At 61.7% G+C, this 18,649-nt stretch carries 13 protein-coding genes and 4 pseudogenes; 9 read left to right on the top strand and 8 right to left on the bottom strand.

The window, feature by feature from the left end:
• Positions 1-29: 29 nt before the first annotated feature.
• Positions 30-1,160 (bottom strand): alanine racemase, encoded by a 1,131-nt coding sequence (locus J3P91_RS12025; RefSeq protein ID WP_434604364.1) that lies wholly within the window; start codon positions 1,158-1,160, stop codon positions 30-32.
• A gap of 87 nt (positions 1,161-1,247) precedes the next feature.
• Here J3P91_RS12025 and J3P91_RS12020 point away from each other — a divergent pair, with 87 nt between their 5' ends.
• Positions 1,248-2,153: a LysR family transcriptional regulator gene (locus tag J3P91_RS12020; protein WP_434604362.1), complete on the top strand. Its 906-nt coding sequence runs from the start codon at positions 1,248-1,250 to the stop codon at positions 2,151-2,153.
• A 58-nt stretch (positions 2,154-2,211) separates the two neighbouring features.
• On the opposite strand, the pseudogene J3P91_RS12015 reads toward J3P91_RS12020, so the two are convergent.
• The 5 genes and pseudogenes from J3P91_RS12015 to J3P91_RS11995 all read right to left on the bottom strand — a co-directional run.
• A pseudogene (locus tag J3P91_RS12015) lies at positions 2,212-2,505 on the bottom strand (ATP-binding protein); the annotation flags it as partial.
• A gap of 567 nt (positions 2,506-3,072) precedes the next feature.
• Positions 3,073-3,360 (bottom strand): annotated as a pseudogene (locus J3P91_RS12010) (response regulator transcription factor); the annotation flags it as partial.
• A 309-nt stretch (positions 3,361-3,669) separates the two neighbouring features.
• Positions 3,670-4,563, bottom strand: a pseudogene (locus J3P91_RS12005) (sensor histidine kinase); the annotation flags it as partial.
• Positions 4,564-5,962: 1,399 nt separating this feature from the next.
• Entirely contained in the window at positions 5,963-7,003 is a 1,041-nt protein-coding gene (locus tag J3P91_RS12000; protein ID WP_434605101.1) for an ABC transporter substrate-binding protein, read from the bottom strand.
• 226 nt (positions 7,004-7,229) lie between these two features.
• Positions 7,230-8,396: an MFS transporter gene (locus J3P91_RS11995; protein ID WP_434604360.1), complete on the bottom strand. Its 1,167-nt coding sequence runs from the start codon at positions 8,394-8,396 to the stop codon at positions 7,230-7,232.
• A 94-nt stretch (positions 8,397-8,490) separates the two neighbouring features.
• Here J3P91_RS11995 and J3P91_RS11990 point away from each other — a divergent pair, with 94 nt between their 5' ends.
• From J3P91_RS11990 to J3P91_RS11975, 4 genes are all read left to right on the top strand, one after another.
• Positions 8,491-9,384, top strand: coding sequence for a LysR family transcriptional regulator (locus J3P91_RS11990; RefSeq protein ID WP_434604358.1), 894 nt, complete (start codon positions 8,491-8,493; stop codon positions 9,382-9,384).
• Positions 9,385-9,527: 143 nt separating this feature from the next.
• Positions 9,528-10,055, top strand: a complete 528-nt coding sequence (locus J3P91_RS11985) for a transporter suffix domain-containing protein (protein ID WP_434604355.1) — start codon at positions 9,528-9,530, stop codon at positions 10,053-10,055.
• 73 nt (positions 10,056-10,128) lie between these two features.
• Complete coding sequence (locus J3P91_RS11980; RefSeq protein ID WP_434604352.1) at positions 10,129-11,250, top strand: HlyD family secretion protein; 1,122 nt, start codon at positions 10,129-10,131, stop codon at positions 11,248-11,250.
• Complete coding sequence (locus J3P91_RS11975; RefSeq protein WP_434604350.1) at positions 11,240-12,286, top strand: DUF2955 domain-containing protein; 1,047 nt, start codon at positions 11,240-11,242, stop codon at positions 12,284-12,286. The genes J3P91_RS11980 and J3P91_RS11975 overlap by 11 nt, the downstream gene beginning before the upstream one ends.
• A gap of 48 nt (positions 12,287-12,334) precedes the next feature.
• On the opposite strand, the gene J3P91_RS11970 is transcribed toward J3P91_RS11975, so the two are convergent.
• Positions 12,335-13,657 carry an APC family permease gene (locus tag J3P91_RS11970; protein ID WP_434605099.1) on the bottom strand — a complete coding sequence of 441 codons (1,323 nt, stop codon included), beginning with the start codon at positions 13,655-13,657 and terminating at the stop codon, positions 12,335-12,337.
• Between the two features lie 277 nt (positions 13,658-13,934).
• On the opposite strand from J3P91_RS11970, the gene J3P91_RS11965 reads away from it, so the two are divergent.
• The 4 genes from J3P91_RS11965 to J3P91_RS11950 all read left to right on the top strand — a co-directional run bounded on the left by J3P91_RS11965 (position 13,935) and on the right by J3P91_RS11950 (position 18,258).
• Positions 13,935-14,912, top strand: a complete 978-nt coding sequence (locus J3P91_RS11965; protein WP_434568840.1) for a helix-turn-helix transcriptional regulator — start codon at positions 13,935-13,937, stop codon at positions 14,910-14,912.
• 131 nt (positions 14,913-15,043) lie between these two features.
• Positions 15,044-15,925, top strand: a complete 882-nt coding sequence (locus tag J3P91_RS11960; protein WP_434604348.1) for a transporter — start codon at positions 15,044-15,046, stop codon at positions 15,923-15,925.
• Between the two features lie 22 nt (positions 15,926-15,947).
• Complete coding sequence (locus J3P91_RS11955) at positions 15,948-17,111, top strand: MFS transporter (RefSeq protein WP_434604346.1); 1,164 nt, start codon at positions 15,948-15,950, stop codon at positions 17,109-17,111.
• A 34-nt stretch (positions 17,112-17,145) separates the two neighbouring features.
• Positions 17,146-18,258: a class II histone deacetylase gene (locus J3P91_RS11950; protein WP_434604344.1), complete on the top strand. Its 1,113-nt coding sequence runs from the start codon at positions 17,146-17,148 to the stop codon at positions 18,256-18,258.
• A gap of 108 nt (positions 18,259-18,366) precedes the next feature.
• Here J3P91_RS11950 and J3P91_RS11945 read toward each other — a convergent pair.
• Positions 18,367-18,615: pseudogene (locus J3P91_RS11945) on the bottom strand (sensor histidine kinase); the annotation flags it as partial.
• Between the last annotated feature and the right edge of the window lie 34 nt (positions 18,616-18,649).

Here is an 18,649-nt window from a genome sequence, read left to right as displayed (position 1 = left end):
TGATCAAAGTTTGTGTTCAGCTGAATGAATTACCAACCCGCGATGCGTGGCCAGTACCCCACACTGCGCCCCTCGCTGAAAACGTGATAACCCGCGTGCTGCGCTGAGGTGGCACAGGCGTGGTTCGGCAGGATCCGCAGCAGCGTGCCCAAGGGCAGCAAGCTTGAGGCTTCAAGCTTCCCGGCCCGCGATGAAATGATCCCGTGCTCCTGATTGGTGGCGCTGACGATCAGGTCGCCGATGGGCTGGCCGCTGGCGTCACAGACGATGCCATAGCCCTGATCGACCGCCTGTCTGGCGGTACCACGATCACGGGAAAGTGCCATCCATCCCGCATCCGTAATGATCCAGCCTTTTTCAATTTGATGACCGATTACAGTCGTCAGAACCGAGACGGCGATATCCTGCACCTGACAAACGCCCAAGCCCGCCATGACCAGATCGAAAAAGGCGAATACACCCGCGCGTACTTCTGTCACCCCGGATAGATCCTCGGTAAAAAGTGCCGTGGGTGTCGAGCCGACACTGATGATCGACAGGTCGAAGCCTGCATTCGTCAGCATTTGGCTGGCATCGATAATCGCCGCGCGTTCATGCCGGGCGCTGGCTTCGATTTCAGCGATTGACTGACTGTCGTAAGACTTGCCGGCATGTGTCATCAGGCCGCTGACCCTGACGCCATTGGTGCTCAGCAGCCGCGCGATTTCCACCAGCAGCGGTGACTGCGGGCCAAGACCGGAACGGTGACCGTCGCAATCGATTTCCAGCAAAACATCAAAAACATGACCCGACGTTTCGGCGAATTCGGCCAGTAACCTGGCGGTGTCCAGATTGTCGAGTACCAGCTTGAGCTGTGCGCCTTTACCGATCAATGCAGCGGCATGAGCGAACTTGTTAGGCGCAATGCCGACGCCATACAAGATGTCGGTGAACCCGGCCTCGAAAAAGAAATCGGCCTCCCGCAGGGTTGAAACGGTGATCGGGCCGCGCCCGCCTGCAAACAATCGCTCGGTGACTTCCAACGATTTATTGGTCTTCACGTGTGGCCGTAAGACCACGTTGAATGCTGCCAGCTTTTGGCGCATCCGCTGGATGTTCGCATCGAGTTGATCGCGCTCCAGCAATAAGGCGGGGGTTTCGATATGAGTGAATGCTGACATGTCTGGTCTCCTGGAATAGCGCTATTCTAAGCCTCCAGTTTCAGATTAAAATTTAAACCTTCTAATTCTAATATTCAGTGATTTTTAATGAACGAGACAGTTGATCTCCGCTTTCTCTTGGTCGTCCGGGAAAGCGAGAGCTTGTTGGCCGCGTCACGCAAGCTGGGTCTGACGCCTTCGGCGGTGACCCAGCGACTTCAGCAAATGGAGAAAAAACTGTCGATTCGATTGCTGGATCGGTCAGCCCGGCAGCTGCGCTTTACCGATGAGGGCGAGTTCTTGTGCCTGCGTGGAGCCGAGCTGGTCGAGCAGTTCGATTCCCTATTGGCGGATTTGCAAGAGCGGCGCAGTGGCTTCGTCGGCAAGTTGAAAATCAACGCACCGTTCGGATTTGGGCGACTGCACGTGGCACCCGTCGTGGCAGCTTTCCAGCGCCTGCATCCAGATGTAGAGATAGCATTGAGTCTGTCGGAACAGCCTATGGTCGAAGCGACTGACCGATTTGATGTGGTTATCCATATTGGGGAACTGCGCACCTCCAACCTGGTGGGCCATCCCATTGCCCCCAACCGTCGCTACGTATGCGCCTCGCCGGACTTTATTGAACAGCACGGGCTGCCGGAACATCCCGACCAGCTCGCTACCTTGCCCTGCATCGCGCTGCGGGAAAACAACGAAGACGTCACGCTCTGGCATTTCACGCGCGCGGGTAAAACACACAACGTGCGAATCCGCCCAGCGTTGAGCTGCAACGATGGAAGTGTTATTCGGCAATGGGCTTGCGAAGGGAACGGCATCATCATGCGTTCTGAATGGGATGTTGCCGATGCGCTGGCGGAGGGGACGTTGATACGACTACTGCCGGGTTGGAAACTTCCAGAGGCCAATATTGTTGCGCTGACGCATCAACGCGAAGGGCTGCCCGCAAGAACGCTCAAATTTCTGCGCTTCCTCCAGGATCACTTCCGGCCGCAACCACTCTGGCGACAATAGATTTTGCACCGCAAGCCAAGATTGATTATTACCGTGGGCTGGAGGCCAAGGGGGATGCCTAGCGTTTGCTCAGCGCAGCATCAACGGGAATATCAAGGATAAAGGTCGCGCCCTGCCCTGCCCCGTCGCTGTGCACGGTCAAGCTGCCGCCCATTTCCTGCGCGGCGAGCGCGCAGCTGTGCAGGCCGAAACCGTGGCCGTCCTTGCGAGTGGTGAAGCCATGGGAAAAGATCCGCGCCAGGTGCTCTGGCGCAATCCCGTTGCCGTTGTCGGCCACCGTGATACGCAATGCTGATCCGTCGACAAGGGACGCGCAGAACGTGATACAGGAGCTGCGATCGTTCACGCCATCCAGCGCCTGCCTGGCGTTGCGGATCAGGTTCACCAGAATCAGCAGCACCCGGTGCCGGTCCAGCGACAGCAGAGGCAAGTCGGCAATGTCCTTGACCACCGTCACCTCCTTGCGTGCCAGTGATCCGGCACTCATGCGCAAGGCATCATCGATCAGCTCCGAGACCGGTACTGTCTCGACGACGCTGACAGCAACGGCATAGGACTGCTGGGCAGCGACGATGGTTTTGATGTGGTCGATGCCTTTGATGAGTTGCCCGAGCTCTTCGATGATGCCCTGCTGCTCTTCCGTCACCACTTGCGCCAGCTTGAGCAGGTAATCGGGCAGCATCCTTCCCTTGTTGTCCGTGGTCAGAAAATCGCTCAGGTCGTGGACGTGTTCGTTCATCAGCCGCGCCACTTTGCCCAGCCCCTGGGCCTTGGAGGTGCGCATCTGGCTGCTGACCAGTTCTGCCGATACGTTCACGCTGTTGAGGACGTTACCGACGTTGTGCAGCACAGTCGTGGCGATTTCGGCCATGCCCGCCTGGCGGGATTTTGCCTGCAGTTCGCTTTGCACCTGGCTCATGCGCAGCGCCGCGCGTACGCGAGCCTTGAGTTCCAGCGGCGAGAAGGGTTTGGCGATATAGTCGTCGGCGCCGCTTTCCAGCCCGGAGATGCAGGCCTCGCTACCGCCGCGGGCGGTCACCAGGATTACCGGCAGATGGGCAAAACCGGCGCTGGCTTTGATCCTGGCGGTCAGGCCGAAACCGTCGAGCTTGGGCATCATCACATCCGAGACGATCACGTCGATGGGTCGAAGCTGCAGCAGTGCCCAGGCCTGCTCTCCATCCGTTGCGGTGGCGACGATGTAGTCGTTCTGCAGAAGCTCGCTGAGATAACTGAGCATTTCCGGGCTGTCGTCCACCACCAGCACTCTGGATCGCAGGGCATGTTCCGGATGCGGCTCGTCGTCTGCGCCTTGCGTCGAAGCGAGGTCGTTGCGACTGCCCTGGCGGCCATCGTCAAAACGCAGGTGGCGCTGCTCCATCGTACTGGTTGTGCCCGCCGATAATCGCTCAAACATATGGCTGGCTTCGGTCGGCAGGGTGTTCTGCTCAGCCCCCAGCGGAAGCCGGACAAAGAAGCGCGAACCCCGTCCAGGCTCGCTGTTGACGCCAACTTCGCCGCCCATCAGTTCGGCCAGGTCCTTGACCAGGGCGAGACCGATGCCGGTGCCGCTGTAATGGCGCGTGGCGGAGTTGTCGATCTGGGAAAAACGCTGGAACAACAGCGGCAGTTTGTCCGGCTCTATGCCGATTCCCGAGTCTTGCACCGCTAACTCAAATCGCTCGCCTTCGATCGGCTTCACTGCCAGGTGTACGGTGCCACCGCCGGGCGTGAACTTGATGGCATTGCTCACCAGGTTAAGGAGGATTTTCTCGAAGTGCCGGGGGTCCAGAAACACCGTGCCGAGCGCAGGATCGATGCTGCAAGTCAAGGTGCAGCCTTTGCCCTCGGCGACCATGGCGGCGTCCTCGGCCAGCACCCCCACCGCCGTGTTCAAATCAACCGGCGAGGGACACAGCTCGAACTTGCCAGCTTCGGCCTTGGAAAAGTCGAGGATGTCGTTTACCCGGTTCATCAAGCGCAATGCGTTGCGTTGGGCACGTTCGACCTGCACACGCCAGTCCGCTGGCGGTGTATCCGCCGCCGAGAGCTGTTCCAGGGGAGCGAGGATGAGGGTCAGGGGAGTGCGCAGTTCGTGGCTGACCGTGGCGACAAAATCGCTCTTTGCCTGGTTGGCCGTCTCGGCCTGGTTGCGCGCCTGAATGAGTTCGACGGCCTGCGCCTCCAGTATGTCGGTCTGTTGGTGCAACGTGTCGGTCCGTTCGGCGACCATTCGCTCCAAAGAGGCCTGGACCTGCTGTCGCTCGGCCTCGGCCTCGGCCTCCAGCACCCGGATGCGCAGGGCATTCTCCTGGAACACCCGTACGGCGCGGGTCATGATTCCAATCTCGTCCCCGCGTGCGGCGCTGGCAATCTCGGCGTCCAGGTCGCCGGCCGCAAGCCGGCGCATGACCGAGGCCAGGGCCACGATGGGCTGCGCGACAAATCGTGACGTGCTCCAGGCGATGGCACCGGCCAGCAGGACGGCGACGGTGCCCGCAACTATCGTCGCAAGCATGCCGCGATCGTTGTGGACCAAGGCGTCGGAGCGCGCTTCACCCGCAAAGCGCGCAACCAACAGGCCGGCGCTCCGTGCCTCGTTGCGAACCTCGTCGCGCGCCGCGCTCAAGGCATTGCTCGCCTGATGGAACCTGGCGAAGGCCGCCCGGTAGCCGGCAATCTGATCACTGACCGTCAGGGGCGTCGCCTTGGCTTGCAGTCCGACGGACGAAGGCAGAACCCGAGCGAGACGGGAGAGCTCGTCGAGAATCAGGCCGACAGAGCGGGCGGTTTCGGCCGACGGTGACAGGCGAAACGACAAGGTCTGCGCTTCCAGCGTGGCGACACGCTCGGCGAAACGCTTGGATAACGCGGCGGCGTTGTGCAGCAAGCCGGTCGCTGCCTGAATATCGCTTGCGTCGTGGCCGACGAGCCCATCCGCGTCAGCCAGCATCGCCTCGAGGCGCGCGGCCGCATCCCCGACGGCGGCGAGCTGCCGCAAAGCTTCGTCTCCCTGGCGTCTGGGGGCCTCGCCAAGGTGCTCTACCGCGACGCTGGCAGCAGCGACCGCCGCCGCCAACTGATCAAGGATCTCCGTTTCCTGCGGCGCCCCCATCACCTCGCGCAGTTGCTCGATCACCGGCAGGAGCGCCGCGCAGGCGTTGCGCGCCGCGATGGCAGCCGCCGCATCCTCGGTCACCAACATCTTGGCCACATGGGCGGTGATGATCCGTTCGCCGTTGCGCAGGACATCCAGGATGCGGTGGGCGCTTTCGATGTCGCTCACCCGCGCCTCGTGCCCGGCGGTGCGGGCATCGAGCCCCTTCAGGCCATCGGCGATGCCCTGTTCGACGAGAATCGTCGCCTCGCGCATCCGCCCGTAATGGGCGGTCATGTTCTCCGTTTCGCCATCCATGGTCAGGGTCGCCGCGCGCAAGGCGGTGATCGCCGCGGCGAGCCGTTCCAGGCTGCCCTTGAGCGATTGCGCCTCGGCCGCCGGAATGGCGCTGAGGCCGGCGATCGCCGTCGCCACCATGCCTTCGGCCTGGGACAGGCTCTCAGGATCGCGAGTGGCGATGAAGTTTTCCACACGCCCGGTGGCGCCGTTGACCGAGGCCAGGATCTCCGCCGAATGGCTGGCGGAATCCACCGCGCGGACCATGCCTCGCAAGCCATAGAGGTTCACCAGCGACACCGCCAGCATCAGGAACACCAGCGCGGCGACCGCCAGCCCGATCCTGACGGCAATGGGCCTGTCGGTGACGGGCTTGAATGTCACCATGGCGCTGCGCCTCCCCACTCCCCCGCCACTACTGCTTCGTAACCTCCGGCAAAGGCGTCGCCGGCGGCGCCGTATTGTTGTTGGCCGCGTCGATCATCGCGGCCACGGAAGCCTGGCTGTAAAAAGGATTGGCGGCGCCGCCCACCGGCATGGTCGCGAGCCAGGCGTCCAGGTCTTTCGCATCGATACGCACCAGCGGCACTTCGACGAACTTCGGCACCTGCTTGCCCGCCAGAATCTGCTGGGCCACCCAGAAACCTACCTGGGAAACGCTGGGGGAGGCAGAAACAGAGACGGTCTCGTAGCCGTTGGCATCGCGCTCCTGTTTCCACAGGGCGAGTTCGTCCTGACGATTGCCCATCACGATGATCGGCAAAGGCCGTCCCGCCGCCTTGAACGCCATGGCCGCGCCATAACCGTCGCCCCCTTGAGTCGCCACGGCATCAATGCTCGGCAGCGACGGCAGCGCCAGCGCCACTTCCTTGCGAGCGACGGAAGCCGTCCAGTTCCCATACACGGTCTTGGCGAACTTCAGGCCCGGATAGTCGCTGGCGGCCTTGCGAATGCCGTCGCTGATGCTTTTATCGGTGGCATCGCCGGCAATGCCGCGGATCTCCAGCAGCGTTCCGTTCCCCTTGAGGCGCTCGGCGATGTAATCCATCTCCACGCGGCCCATGGCGGACCAGTTGTAGTCCACGGTATAGACGCAACTTTCGCTGACCAGGCTGGCCATGACCACCACCACGATGCCGGCATTGCACGCATCGCGGATCACCCCGTTCAGCGCCGTGTCGGACGCGGCCAGGATGACGATGGCGTTCACGCCATTGACGATCATGTCCTGGATATGGGCCGCTTGTTCCGACGCCGAGTTGTTGGCGCTGACCACCGGAGCCTCGCGGATCAAGCCGTCCTTTTGCGCCTGGGACGCAATTTCCTGCCAGTTGCGCACCATCACCTTGCGAAAATCGCTGCCTGCGTATGAATTGCTGAAGGCAATGCTATAGCTTGCGGTAGAGCCGCCGGTGACACCGCCGTCGGCCGCCTGGGCTGGATGGGCGGCAAGCATCGCCAGCCCGGTCACGCAACCGGCGAGGCGCCAAAGGACGCTGTGGATCAAGGGCCATTTCAATAATGGAACCGGGCATGAAGTATCAGACACGTACAGACTCCTTTCCTTGGCGGCGACTGAAACCCGTGCAACGACGGTAGTGGCAATGAGCATAGTCCCAACGTGCCTGCTTCGCGCGGCCACGGAGGATTTCAGCCAGCCGAGCCCGCTAATCGCGCCACCTTCACAACGCCGCAGCCGCAACCCCTCGGGCACGCCAGGCAAAAGCCAGCACCATCAGCAGCCCCAGACCCGCCATTGCCGCGCCGGCCAGGGAAATCGCCGGGTAACCCAACCCCGCGTTGATCACCGCGCCGCCCAGCGCCGCACCAATCGCGTTGCCGAAGTTGAAGGCGCCGATATTCACTGCCGAGGCCAGGTTGGGCGCGTCCTTGGCGGCTTCCATCACGCGCATCTGCAATGGCGGTACCAAGGCAAAACTGGCGACACCCCAGATGAGGATGGCAACCGCGGCCGGCAGCGGCCAGCGCATCAGTACCGTGAACGCCAGCAGGACGAGAATCAGCACGCTAAGGGAAACGATCAGGGTCCGGTCTATCGAACGATCCGCGGCCTTGCCGCCCCACATATTGCCCAGCGTCAGCCCCACGCCGAACAGCACCAACATGGCCGTGATAAAGGCACTGGAGGCATGGGTCTCGCTGGTCAGGATCGGAGCGATGTAGGTGAAGACGGTGAACATTGCGCCCGAGCCGACTACCGTCAGGGCCAACGCCCCGAGCACCGGGCCACGGCCCAGCACCCGAATTTCCGCCAGCACCCCGCTGCTTTGCGGCGCCGGCAGGTTGGGCAGCGCGAACCACAACGCAGCCATTGCCATTACGCCCAATCCGGTAATTCCCCAGAACGCGGTGCGCCAGCCAAACAAATCGCCAAACCAGGCCGCCAACGGCACACCGCCGATGGTCGCCAGGGTCAGGCCCATGAACATGGCCGCGACCGCCCCGGCACGTTTTTCCGGGGCGACCACGCTGGCGGCGACGATGGAGCCGACGCCAAAAAACGCACCGTGGTTCAGTGAGGTCACCACCCTGGCAACCATCAGGCTGTAATAATCGGTCGCCAGGGCTGACATCAGGTTACCCAGGGTGAAAATCGCCATGAGTCCGATCAGCAGATAGCGTCGGGGAATTCTGCCGGTGGTCAAGGTCATCAACGGCGCGCCGAGCAGCACGCCCAGGGCGTAGGCACTGACCAACAGACCCGCGGCGGGAATGGAAACGCCGAGATCCGCGGCGATGCCCGGCAACATGCCCATGGGGGCGAACTCGGTAACGCCGATGCCAAAGGCACCAATGGCGAGTGCGACAAGCGGTGGATTGATACGCATGGGAAGCCTCCTTATCTATGCCGCAAATGCTACGATTCGGCCTTTGCAAGCGGTAGATAGCATTTCTGGCAAGCACCTTTGCGTACGGAGCACAATGGACTTCAACGGCAGATCAGGTGAAATGGCTATGTTCGCCACGGTGGCGCAGGAAGGCAGCTTGTCCGCTGCCGCTCGTGCACTGGGGCTGACGCCCTCGGCAGTCAGTCGGATCATCGCGCGAACCGAACAACGGCTCGGCACCCGCCTGCTGTTGCGCACCACCCGCTCGATCACCTTCACCGCCGAAGGCGAGGCTTACCTGCGCGCAGCCCGGCGTATCCTGGCGGATATGGCCGAGGTCGAAGAGGCCATCGCTGACCAGGGCGTGCCCAAGGGCCGTTTGCGGGTCAGTGCCGCCCTCGGCCATGGGCGGCAGACCATCGTTCCGCTGGTGGCCGCATTCAGCGCCCGCTACCCGAACATCGTCGTCGACCTCACCCTTGGCGACGAAGTGGTCGACATTCTCGGCGGCCAGGCCGATGTGGCGGTGCGGTTTGGCCACCTGCCCGACAGCCCGCTGACCGCGCGCAGGATCGGCGACACCGGCCAGGTGGTGGTGGCTTCTCCCGAGTATCTGCAACGACACGGCACCCCCGAGGTACCGGAAGACCTGCTGCGGCACAACTGCCTGCGCTTCAACTTCCGTCGCGCCGAACCCAACTGGCCCTTCACCCGCGACGGCAAAGAGTTTTCCCTGAAGGTCAGCGGCAACATCGAATGTAGCAGTGGTGAGGCGCTGGCACAGTTCGCACGGTTAGGCGCTGGCATCGCCCGTATCGGCGAGTTCAGCGTGGCCGAGGATCTGCAACGCGGCGATCTGGTATCGCTGCTGGATGACTGGAACCCCGGAGACCGGGAGCCGATCCATGCCGTCTTCGTGGGGGGGGCGGCGATGCCGGCGCGGGTACGGGTGTTTGTGGACTTTCTGCTGGAGCATCATCGGATGTGAGGTTGAGCTGTATCTCACGCATGAACAGATTCGGCCCCTGCGCAGAAAATACCGACAGCGCTGAATGCGTTGACAATCCAGCTGCTAAGCTCAGTTTCGCTCCAGACCATAAGCCATAACAACTCAAAGAAAGGTAAGGCAGCATGAGCACGGTACAGCCTCCGACCACGTCAAAGTCCGCGAAATGGCGCTTCAAGGCAGGCATCGCGATTCTTTGCCTGATGCTCGCGTTATGGTTGCTGGTGCCGCTGGCGGCGGCTGCGGATGTACCCCGCTCCACCATTGCGGCGATCACCGGCGCGCTGTTCATCATCAACAAGGTGCTGTTGCTGCTGGTCATCGCGGTGATGGGCAAGGCAGGTTTTCAAGAGCTCAAGCAGAAGGTGTTCGGTTATGTGTCGGGCCTTGTACCCAGTGCCGAGCAGGAGGTCAGCGTCACTCGCCACCGTATTGGCCTGGTGATGTTCTGCCTGCCGTTGCTGTGCTCTTTTCTTGAACCTTATATCGATGCCTTCGCGCCCGGCTTTCGCCCCAACAGCTGGGCGTTGCAACTGCTTGGCGATGTCCTGTTGATCGGCAGCTTCTTCGTCTTGGGGGGCAATTTCTGGGAGAAATTGCGCGCGTTGTTTATCCGCACCGCACGGGTCAATACCGCTGCCGACGCGGTCTGATCCGATGCCAGGGTCGCCGCCCCCGGCGCTCTGTCAGCTGTTTTTTGGATGGCCATGACTTGCAGGTGCCGATATGCCCGATTCGCCCAGTTCCGTCGAGCCTGAGTTACAAACCGAACCGCTTCCTGAAAAGCCTGCGCCAGCCAATCCGCTAAGGCGCATTGCCCTGGGCGTTGCAGTGTTGATCGCCGTGCTGTTCACCCTCTCGATTTTCATGGAGCGCCAAACGCCCTCGACGTCACAAGCCGTGGTGCAAGCCTATGTGGTGGAAATGGCCGCCGAGGTGGGTGGCCGTGTGACAGAGATAACGGTGCTCGACAATGCCCGGGTGAAGACCGGCCAGGTGCTGTTTCGTATCGACCCGCAGCCTTACAGACTTGTCGTCAGCGAGGCAGAGGCACGGCTGGAGGAAGCCGGCCAGGCAGTGGGCGCCAGCACCGCCTCGGTGGATGCCGCCCAGGCGCAGCTGGTGTCGGCGCGAGCGCAGCGCGACAACATTCGCGAGCAAGCCCGACGGGTGAATCAACTGGTTGAGCGTGGCGTGTTTGCCGCCGCCCGCCAGGATGAAGCGAAAGCCTCGCTGGGCTCCGCCGAGGCGGCCGTGAGCAAGGCCCAGGCCGACCTGGAACGGGCGCGCCAGCAACTGGGGCCCAAAGGCAACGACAACCCGCAGTTCAAGCAAGCCCTGGCCGCGCTGGAAAAAGCCCGGCTCGATCTGGTGCGCACCGAAGTCATCGCACCCGCCGACGGCGTGATCACCCATCTCCAGCTCGCGGTCGGTCAGGTCGTCAGCGCCGGCCAACCGGCACTGACCTTCATCGACAGGGGCACGGTATGGGTGTCTGCCGCGTTCAAGGAAAACAGCCTGGAACATGTGCAGGCCGACGATCCGGCGGAACTGGTGTTCGATGTATTGCCGGGCCGTGTGTTCAAAGGCCGTGTTGAAAGCGTCGGCTGGGGTGTCGCGCAACAGGGCAGCAGCAACTCGGCCCTGCCCTCGGTGCGCAACCAGAGTGGTTGGGTGCGCGACCCGCAGCGCTTTCCGGTACGCCTGATAGTGGAGGAACCGCACCCGATAGGCCCGCGTTACGGCTCGCAGGTGAGCGTGGTGATCTATACCGATGACAACCCCATGACTAACGCACTGGGGGCATTCATGACACGCCTGGGCGCCTGGCTGAACTATGTCAATTGACGGGCAGGCCGAAGTCGAGCTCCTGCGGATCAAACGCCAGGGACTGCGTGTCGCCCTGGCAGTGACCGTGGGCTTGTGCGCGGGTCTGGTCCTGGGCGACGTCCTGCCGTTTCTCGCGCCCTTGTTCGCCATCCAGTTCCTGTTGGCCAGCCGCCGCGCGCCAGCGCTGTCTCAAGGGTTGATTACGTTGCTGGTAAGTATGCTCACCGGCGCGCTGCTGGTGGGTGTGACGGGCATGTTCGGTGAGCGTCCATGGATAATGCTGCCGCTGCTTTGGCTGTTTTATCTCGCCTGTTTTACCGCGCAAGGCCGGCAACCTGGCGGCGCGGGACCAGCGCTGATGCTGGTGATCGCCATTGTGGTGCCGATGCTCGATATCGCGCAGAGCGATCTGGGCGAGTCCATTGTGCTGGTACTGGTCAAGGCGGTCGGCCTGGGTTTGCTGCTGGCCTGGGGCGCCCATGCGCTGCTGCCCGACCCTGCTGGTGAACATGCCACGCAGGCAGCCGCACAGCCGCACGAGCAGACGCTGGTGATTCGCCAGGCCATGGCCAGCGCGACAATTCTGCTGACCATGGTTGCCCTGTGCCTGAGCGACCCAAGGCTGGCCACGGCGATCGTCGTCCCGATCACGGTGGCCTCGTTGCTTAGCCAGTTTTCCCTGGGCATGAGCAGCCGCACAGCCCTTGGCCTGGTGCTGGTCAACCTGCTAGGCGGAATGGCGGCGTCCGTGGCCTTCACGCTGTTTGAACTGCGCCCGACCCTGTGGCTGGTGGCGCTGATCCTGTTGCTGGTAAGCCTGCTGTTTGGCGGCAAAGCCTCCATCGGCAACGCCACTGGCAAGATATTCGGCGGCGGGCTGATCACCTTCGTTATTCTGTTCGGGCTCGGTGTATCGCCACTGCCAACAGAGACGCCACAGCTGTTTTCCAGCCGAATCGCCTACGTGTTGTTTGCAGTGGTCTATGCCATTGGCCTGGCCGCGCTGCTGTGGCCAAGAGCGCGTGAATCGGAGCCTCGTCCGCAATCGGTGTAGGTGATCCACTCCTGCACTAGGCGCGTCTGCTTGCGGTGCGGCCGTTGTCTAGTGTGGTTTTACAACAGCCGGCACAGCCATTCGGGCAAAGACATACAGCAGCATCCCCACCAGGATAAGTGCCCCGCCTCGCAGCCACGTACCGATGTCTTGCTGACTCAGCAATACGAGGCAAGACAGGATCGCCAGCCAGGGTACCCAGGTGGGAACCTGAAAATGTTCTTCCGCAACCTTGTCCTTGCGTAACACCAGCACGGCCATGTTGGTGCTGAGGAACACGAACAGTAAAAGCAGCACCACGGTTTGCGCCAAGGTCGCCAACGTTCCTGTCAGCGTCAGTGCGATGGCTACGAGCGTCGTTGCAATAATCGCCGCCCACGGTGTGCGCCTATGCGGCAGGACCCGTCCCAGGACATCCGGCAACAGCCCCAGATGGGCCATCCCATAAGTGAGTCGACTGGCCATGATCATGGTCAGCAGCGCTCCGTTGGCCACCGCGATGAGCGCGATAAAGGCGAACAGGCGCGGCGAAATGTCGAGCCCGGAAGCCCGAACCACTTCCAGTAATGGGGCCGATGTGGCGAGCAGTTTCTCCGTTGGCAACACTGAGGACGCGGCGACCCCAACAGCCATGTAAACCACCCCTGCGGTAATCAGCGCCGCGAACAACGCCCGTGGGTATACCTTGCGAACATCCTTGATCTCTTCCGCAAGATTGGCGGACGTCTCAAAACCCACGAACGAATAGAACGCGAGCAAGGCCGCGCCTAACACCGCCAGCATCGGACTGACCCCAGGCTTGAACTCCAGCGCCCTTGCCAGTTCAGCTTCGCCAGAACTGAAAAAGTAACCCGCAGCAACGATGACCAACATCAGCCCTGACAGCTCGATCACGGTCATCAGCAGATTCGCCCCCAGAGATTCCTTGATCCCTCGTGCATTCAGGAGGGCAATGAGCAACAAAAAGATCAGGGCAGCAACGTGGGGTGATACCTGGATGAATGCGCCAAGATAGTCCCCCGCGAAGGCCAGCGAGAGACCGGCAGCGCTGGTCACCGCCGCGGCGAGCATGCAAAAACCGACCAGGAACGATATCAGCGGTGATTTAAAAGCCTTTTCGGCAAACACCGACGCCGCGCCCGCGTGAGGATATTTCGAGACAAGTTCGGCGTACGAACCTGCCGTCAACATGGCGAAGAACAACGCGATCAACAACGGCACCCAGATCGCCCCGCCTACCTCTCCGGCGATGGTACCCGCAAGGGCATAAACGCCAGCGCCCAGTACATCGCCCAGGATGAACAGAAACAGCATCGGCCCCGTGATGGCACGGCGCAAAGAGGGCTTGGGTTGTGACGGGTTTACTGTCATTGAAGGCTCTGCCAGGGGAGTTTTTTTCGCAAGATTCATCCGAGCGTCATGCCCTCGCATAACCTCTGAGCAGTGGAAAAATTCGCAGGGTAAAAGTTCACTAAATTGCCAGTAGAGGAAGAGCTCCCGCCAGGCACTATCATGCATCTGTAGGATGGCAGTCTTGCTTTAGTGGGCCAATAATCGCTCCCAGGCCCTGCCCACGTCCAAACGACGTTCCGGCCCTCAATGACTTCGTGACGAAAACAATAAGAACGTCGCATAGAGGTACATACGAATGAGCCGTCATGATCATGGTCACGCCTGCCTCCTTGAGGCCTTCAGCGCAATGACACTGGAGCTCCAGCGCCTGGCGCAGGACAAGGACATCGAGCATTTCCACGAAGCGGCGCTGAGCTGCATCAGCCAGCTGTTGCCCTTCGACAGCGCCTGGTGGGGCCGCGGCGCGTTGGTTGACGGACTGCCTGAAGAACACAGCTCCTATCTACATGAACTGCCCCGCAGCTACCTGTCCGACTGGCAGTCGATTCGCCATATCGATGTGACTGTCGCCAGGGCCCACGATGTTCCGGGGCGAGCGGTCATCGTCGACATGCGCAACCCAGCCAGCGGCTCCGGGCTTAACTGGCTCGGCCAGACGTACGCCATCGGCGAGTTGCTGTGCGTGGTGTACATCGACCCGCAAACCCACCTCAGCGACCACCTCGCACTCTATCGCGCCCCAGACGCGGCACGCTTCACCGAGCAAGACTGCCTGTTGCTGAACAATCTCATGTTGCACCTGGTGGCGGCGGTATCCGCCAATCAGATTCGCACCCTGGTGGCGATGCGCGAGGCCCTCACGCATCCGCGCAACCTCGCGCTCGCCGTGTGCGACCAACGCGGCACCCTGCACTGCGCGGAACGTGGCTTCGTCGACTTATTGTTGAGCGAGTGGCCGGACTGGACCGGCCCTTGCCTGCCGGTGGCGATGAACGCTGACGGCTATGAAGGCAAGCACTTGCAGATCGAGGCATCGGCGGTCGGCGACCTGCTCCTGCTGGCCGCTCGCAGCCGCACGGTGCTGATGCAACTGAGCCCACGGGAAAACGCCGTGGCCCAGGGTTTCGGCGAAGGCAAGACCTACAAGGAAGTAGCCCGCGACCTGGGCATGTCCCCCAACACCGTGCGCCACCACATCCGGGCGATCTACAGCAAGCTCGGAGTCAAGGACAAGGCCCGTATCGCCCATCTACTGCATGCCCCACCCGACTGATCCGCACCGCTGACTTGCGCTGAATTTTTCGCTGTCGTTTTGACGGCCACGGGACGCCTTTGTCCTTTTTTTGCCCCTCTGCCATCGACAGGCGAGCCATTCGCCGCACAACAACTCAAAGAAGAGATGCAATGCCAATGACCAAGACTTTCACGCGCAATGCCGCACTAGCCCTGATCGGTGGCTTGTCGAGCCTGCACGCCAGCGCCGCCGACCTCAATGCCCGGGATTTTTTCGGCGCGCCTTCAGGCACCAACCTGGGCGTGGTGTATTTGCCGGCGAGCCGCGCTGACGACTTTCACGGCCCGGCCGACAGCACCGGCAAGGCCGACCTCAAGGTCAACGCCATGGCTTACCGTCAGGTATTTTTCACCGACGTCTGCGGCACCCTGTGCACTCCGCAGTTCATCGTGCCCTTTGCCGACATCAACGCACGCCTGCCAGGTGCCAGCCAACACACCGGGGAAAGCGGCTTTGGCGACCCTCAGGTCGGCGGCACGCTGTTCATCATCAATGACCCCGCCTCACGCACCTATAGCGGCTTGCTGACCCTGATCACTCTGCCGATTGGCGAATACCACGACGACAGTCCTGATGTCTCACCCGGTGCCAATCGCTGGGGCGCGACCTTCGTTTACAATTACACCCAGGGCATCGGCGAAAAATGGGTATTGGAGGCGAACCTCGAAGCCCAGCTCTACGGCAAGAACGACGATTACTTTGGCAGCGAGCTGAAACAGGACCCGCTGTATCGCCTGCAGGCCTTCGCGTCCTACGACTTTACGCAAAGCACCTACGGTGCATTGCGACTGATCCACGCCGATGGCGGCGAGCTGCGGATCAACGACCAGCGCATCGATGACACCCACAAGCGCTACACCCAGGTGGGCTTCGAAGTCGGCCACTGGCTGGATAAACAGAACCAGGTGATGTTCGGCCTTTCGCAGAACGTTGCTACCGATAACGGCTATCACGGCACCGACGCGCTGCTGCGTCTGGTCCATGTGTTCTGAATTCATTCACCGGAGTTTCCCCATGAACACTCAGACCCAACCGCTGGTGGATGGGCGTTTGCGCGCATCATCTGAACGGGCGCTGCTGGCAGCCATCGTGCTGTTCGCCGCCATCACCCCGACCATTCTCATGACCGCACCGGCCATCGCGGCGCAACTGGCGGCTCAATGGCAATTGAGCCCGTCACAGATCGGCGATCTTTTCTCCACCGAACTTGGCGCCATGAGCCTGGCCACCCTGCCAGCCCTGTGGTGGCTGAAACGTATCGACTGGCGCCGCGCCGCATTGCTGGCGGGTGTCGTGTTCATTGCAGCAAACCTTTTATCAGTGCTTGCTGCCGACTACTCGATACTCCTGGCATTACGCTTTTGCAGTGCCCTGGCGGGCGGTTCGTTGATGATCATCTGCCTGTCCAGCGCCGCGTCAACAGTCAATCCCGGTCGAGTCTATGGGTTATGGGTGCTGGGGCAACTGGTCGTCGGGGCGATCGGTTTGAGCATCCTGCCTCGGCTCTTCGAACACTTCGGGCTATCGGCGTGCTACGTGATCCTCGCAGGGTTGATGACGGTCTTTTTGCCACTGGCCCGCTATTTTCCGCAAGGCAGCCCATCGGCTAAAACAACCGCCGAGCATGTCGCCATCGCCTCGCTGTGGAAAGCCGCGCTGGGCATTCTGGGGGTCTTGAGCTTCTACATTTGCCTGGGCGGTGTGTGGACCTTTATCGGCTCCATCGCCACCCAGGCAGGTATCTCCGCCGAGTCCAGTGGCAAGGTTCTGGCGCTCGCCACGGTGATGGGCATTGTCGGAGCGGGCTGTGCCTCCCTGATTGGCGACCGATTGCCGCGCTTGCTGCTGTTGCTGCTGGGTTACGCGCTGATGGCCGGCTCAGTGCTGTTGCTGCGAGGTCAACCCGAAATAATGCGATTTGCCGTGGCGGCGCTGCTGTTCAAGTTCACCTGGACCTTCATCCTGCCGCTGATTCTGGCCTGCCTGGCCGACCTCGACCGCTCCGGAAAACTGATGAACGCCTCCAACCTGGTGATCGGCGGTGGCCTGGCTATCGGCCCGACAGTGGCGGGCCGGCTGATCGAAGCCAGCGGCGGCTTCCAATCGCTGCTGATCGGCGGAACGTGCATCAGCTTGCTCTCCCTGGCGTTGATGCTCGGCAGCCGCCCAAACGCATGAGTGGCCTTATTACCCTAAAGAAAATGGAAAGACGATGAGCCGAAAAAGTGCATTTTTCTTCGATGAACTCAGCCTCTGGCACAGCGCCGGGTTGCATGCCTTGACCTTGCCGGTGGGAGGATGGGTACAACCACCTGCCGCTGCGGGCCACGCTGAATCGCCGGAAACCAAACGCCGTCTGAAGAGCCTGCTGGACGTTTCCGGCCTGACCCGCCATTTGCAGGTACGCAGCGCCAACGCGGCGACCGATGAAGATCTGCTGCGGGTGCATACACCCGGTTACCTGCAACGCTTCAAGATGATGAGCGATGCCGGGGGCGGTGAGTTGGGGCCGCACGCGCCCATCGGGCCTGGTAGTTATGAAATAGCCAAGCTCTCTGCCGGGTTGGCCATCGCCGCGGTCGATGCCGTGCTCGTCGGGGAAGTCGATAACGCGTACGCCCTGTCGCGCCCGCCAGGCCATCACTGCCTCGCCGGCAGCGCCATGGGCTTTTGCTTCCTGGCCAACATTGCCATCGCCATTGAAGCCGCAAAAGCCCGCCGTGGCCTGGGCAACGTCGCGGTGATCGACTGGGATGTACACCATGGCAACGGCACACAATCCATCTTCGAAGAGCGTGGTGACGTGCTGACTATCTCACTGCACCAGGACGGTTGTTTCCCGGCGGGTTACGGCGGTGAGGCTGATCGCGGCCGTGGCGCGGGGTTGGGTGCGAATATCAATATTCCGCTGCCGCCTGGCAGCGGCCATGAGGCTTACCTGTACGCGATGGAACGCATCGTGATCCCGGCACTGGAGCGCTTCGAGCCCGAATTGATCATTATCGCCTGCGGCTACGACGCCAACGCCGTCGACCCGCTGGCCCGCATGCTGTTGCACAGCGACTCGTTCCGGCAGATGACCTGCCTCGTGCGTAAAGCCGCCGAGCGCTTGTGCCAGGGCCGTCTCGTGCTGGTCCACGAAGGTGGATACTCAGAAGCGTATGTACCGTTTTGCGGGCTGGCGACCCTTGAGGAACTGGCGGGCGTGAGGACTGCCGTCACCGATCCCATGCTGGAATTTATCCAACTGCAGCAACCGAAGGAGGCGCTCGCGGCGTTTCAGCGGCACTTGATCGATGAGTTGGCCCACACGCGCTTGGCCTAGGCGCTGGCACGCCTGAGCGTGAGACAAAAACCGATGCCATGACTGGCATCGGTTCTTGATACGCACCTGACACTTCTACGCCCGCATGCTGCGAAGCCAACCCTTGAGTCAAACGTTGGAGGTCGGGCTTGCAAGGTCACGGTTCAGACAAAGTTCCGCACAAACGCCACCGCCCGCCAGGTTGTAAAGGCGTAACGTGCAGCCAATCTTGTTTGTCACCATCTGCACGATGGCCAATCCCAGGCCCGCGCCATTGGCATTGCCGCGACTGTAAAAGCGCTCGAACAGCCTTCCGATTTCCCCTTCATCGATCCCCGGGCCAGCGTCTTCAACCCTCAAGCAGACCCTGCCCGCCTCGTCCTTGCGCACCACCACAGCCACCTCGCTCCCT

The sequence above is a fragment of the Pseudomonas sp. Z4-7 genome (assembly GCF_051131965.1).
In the GTDB taxonomy this organism is placed as follows: domain Bacteria; phylum Pseudomonadota; class Gammaproteobacteria; order Pseudomonadales; family Pseudomonadaceae; genus Aquipseudomonas.
This window is presented reverse-complemented; position numbering and strand designations above follow the sequence as displayed.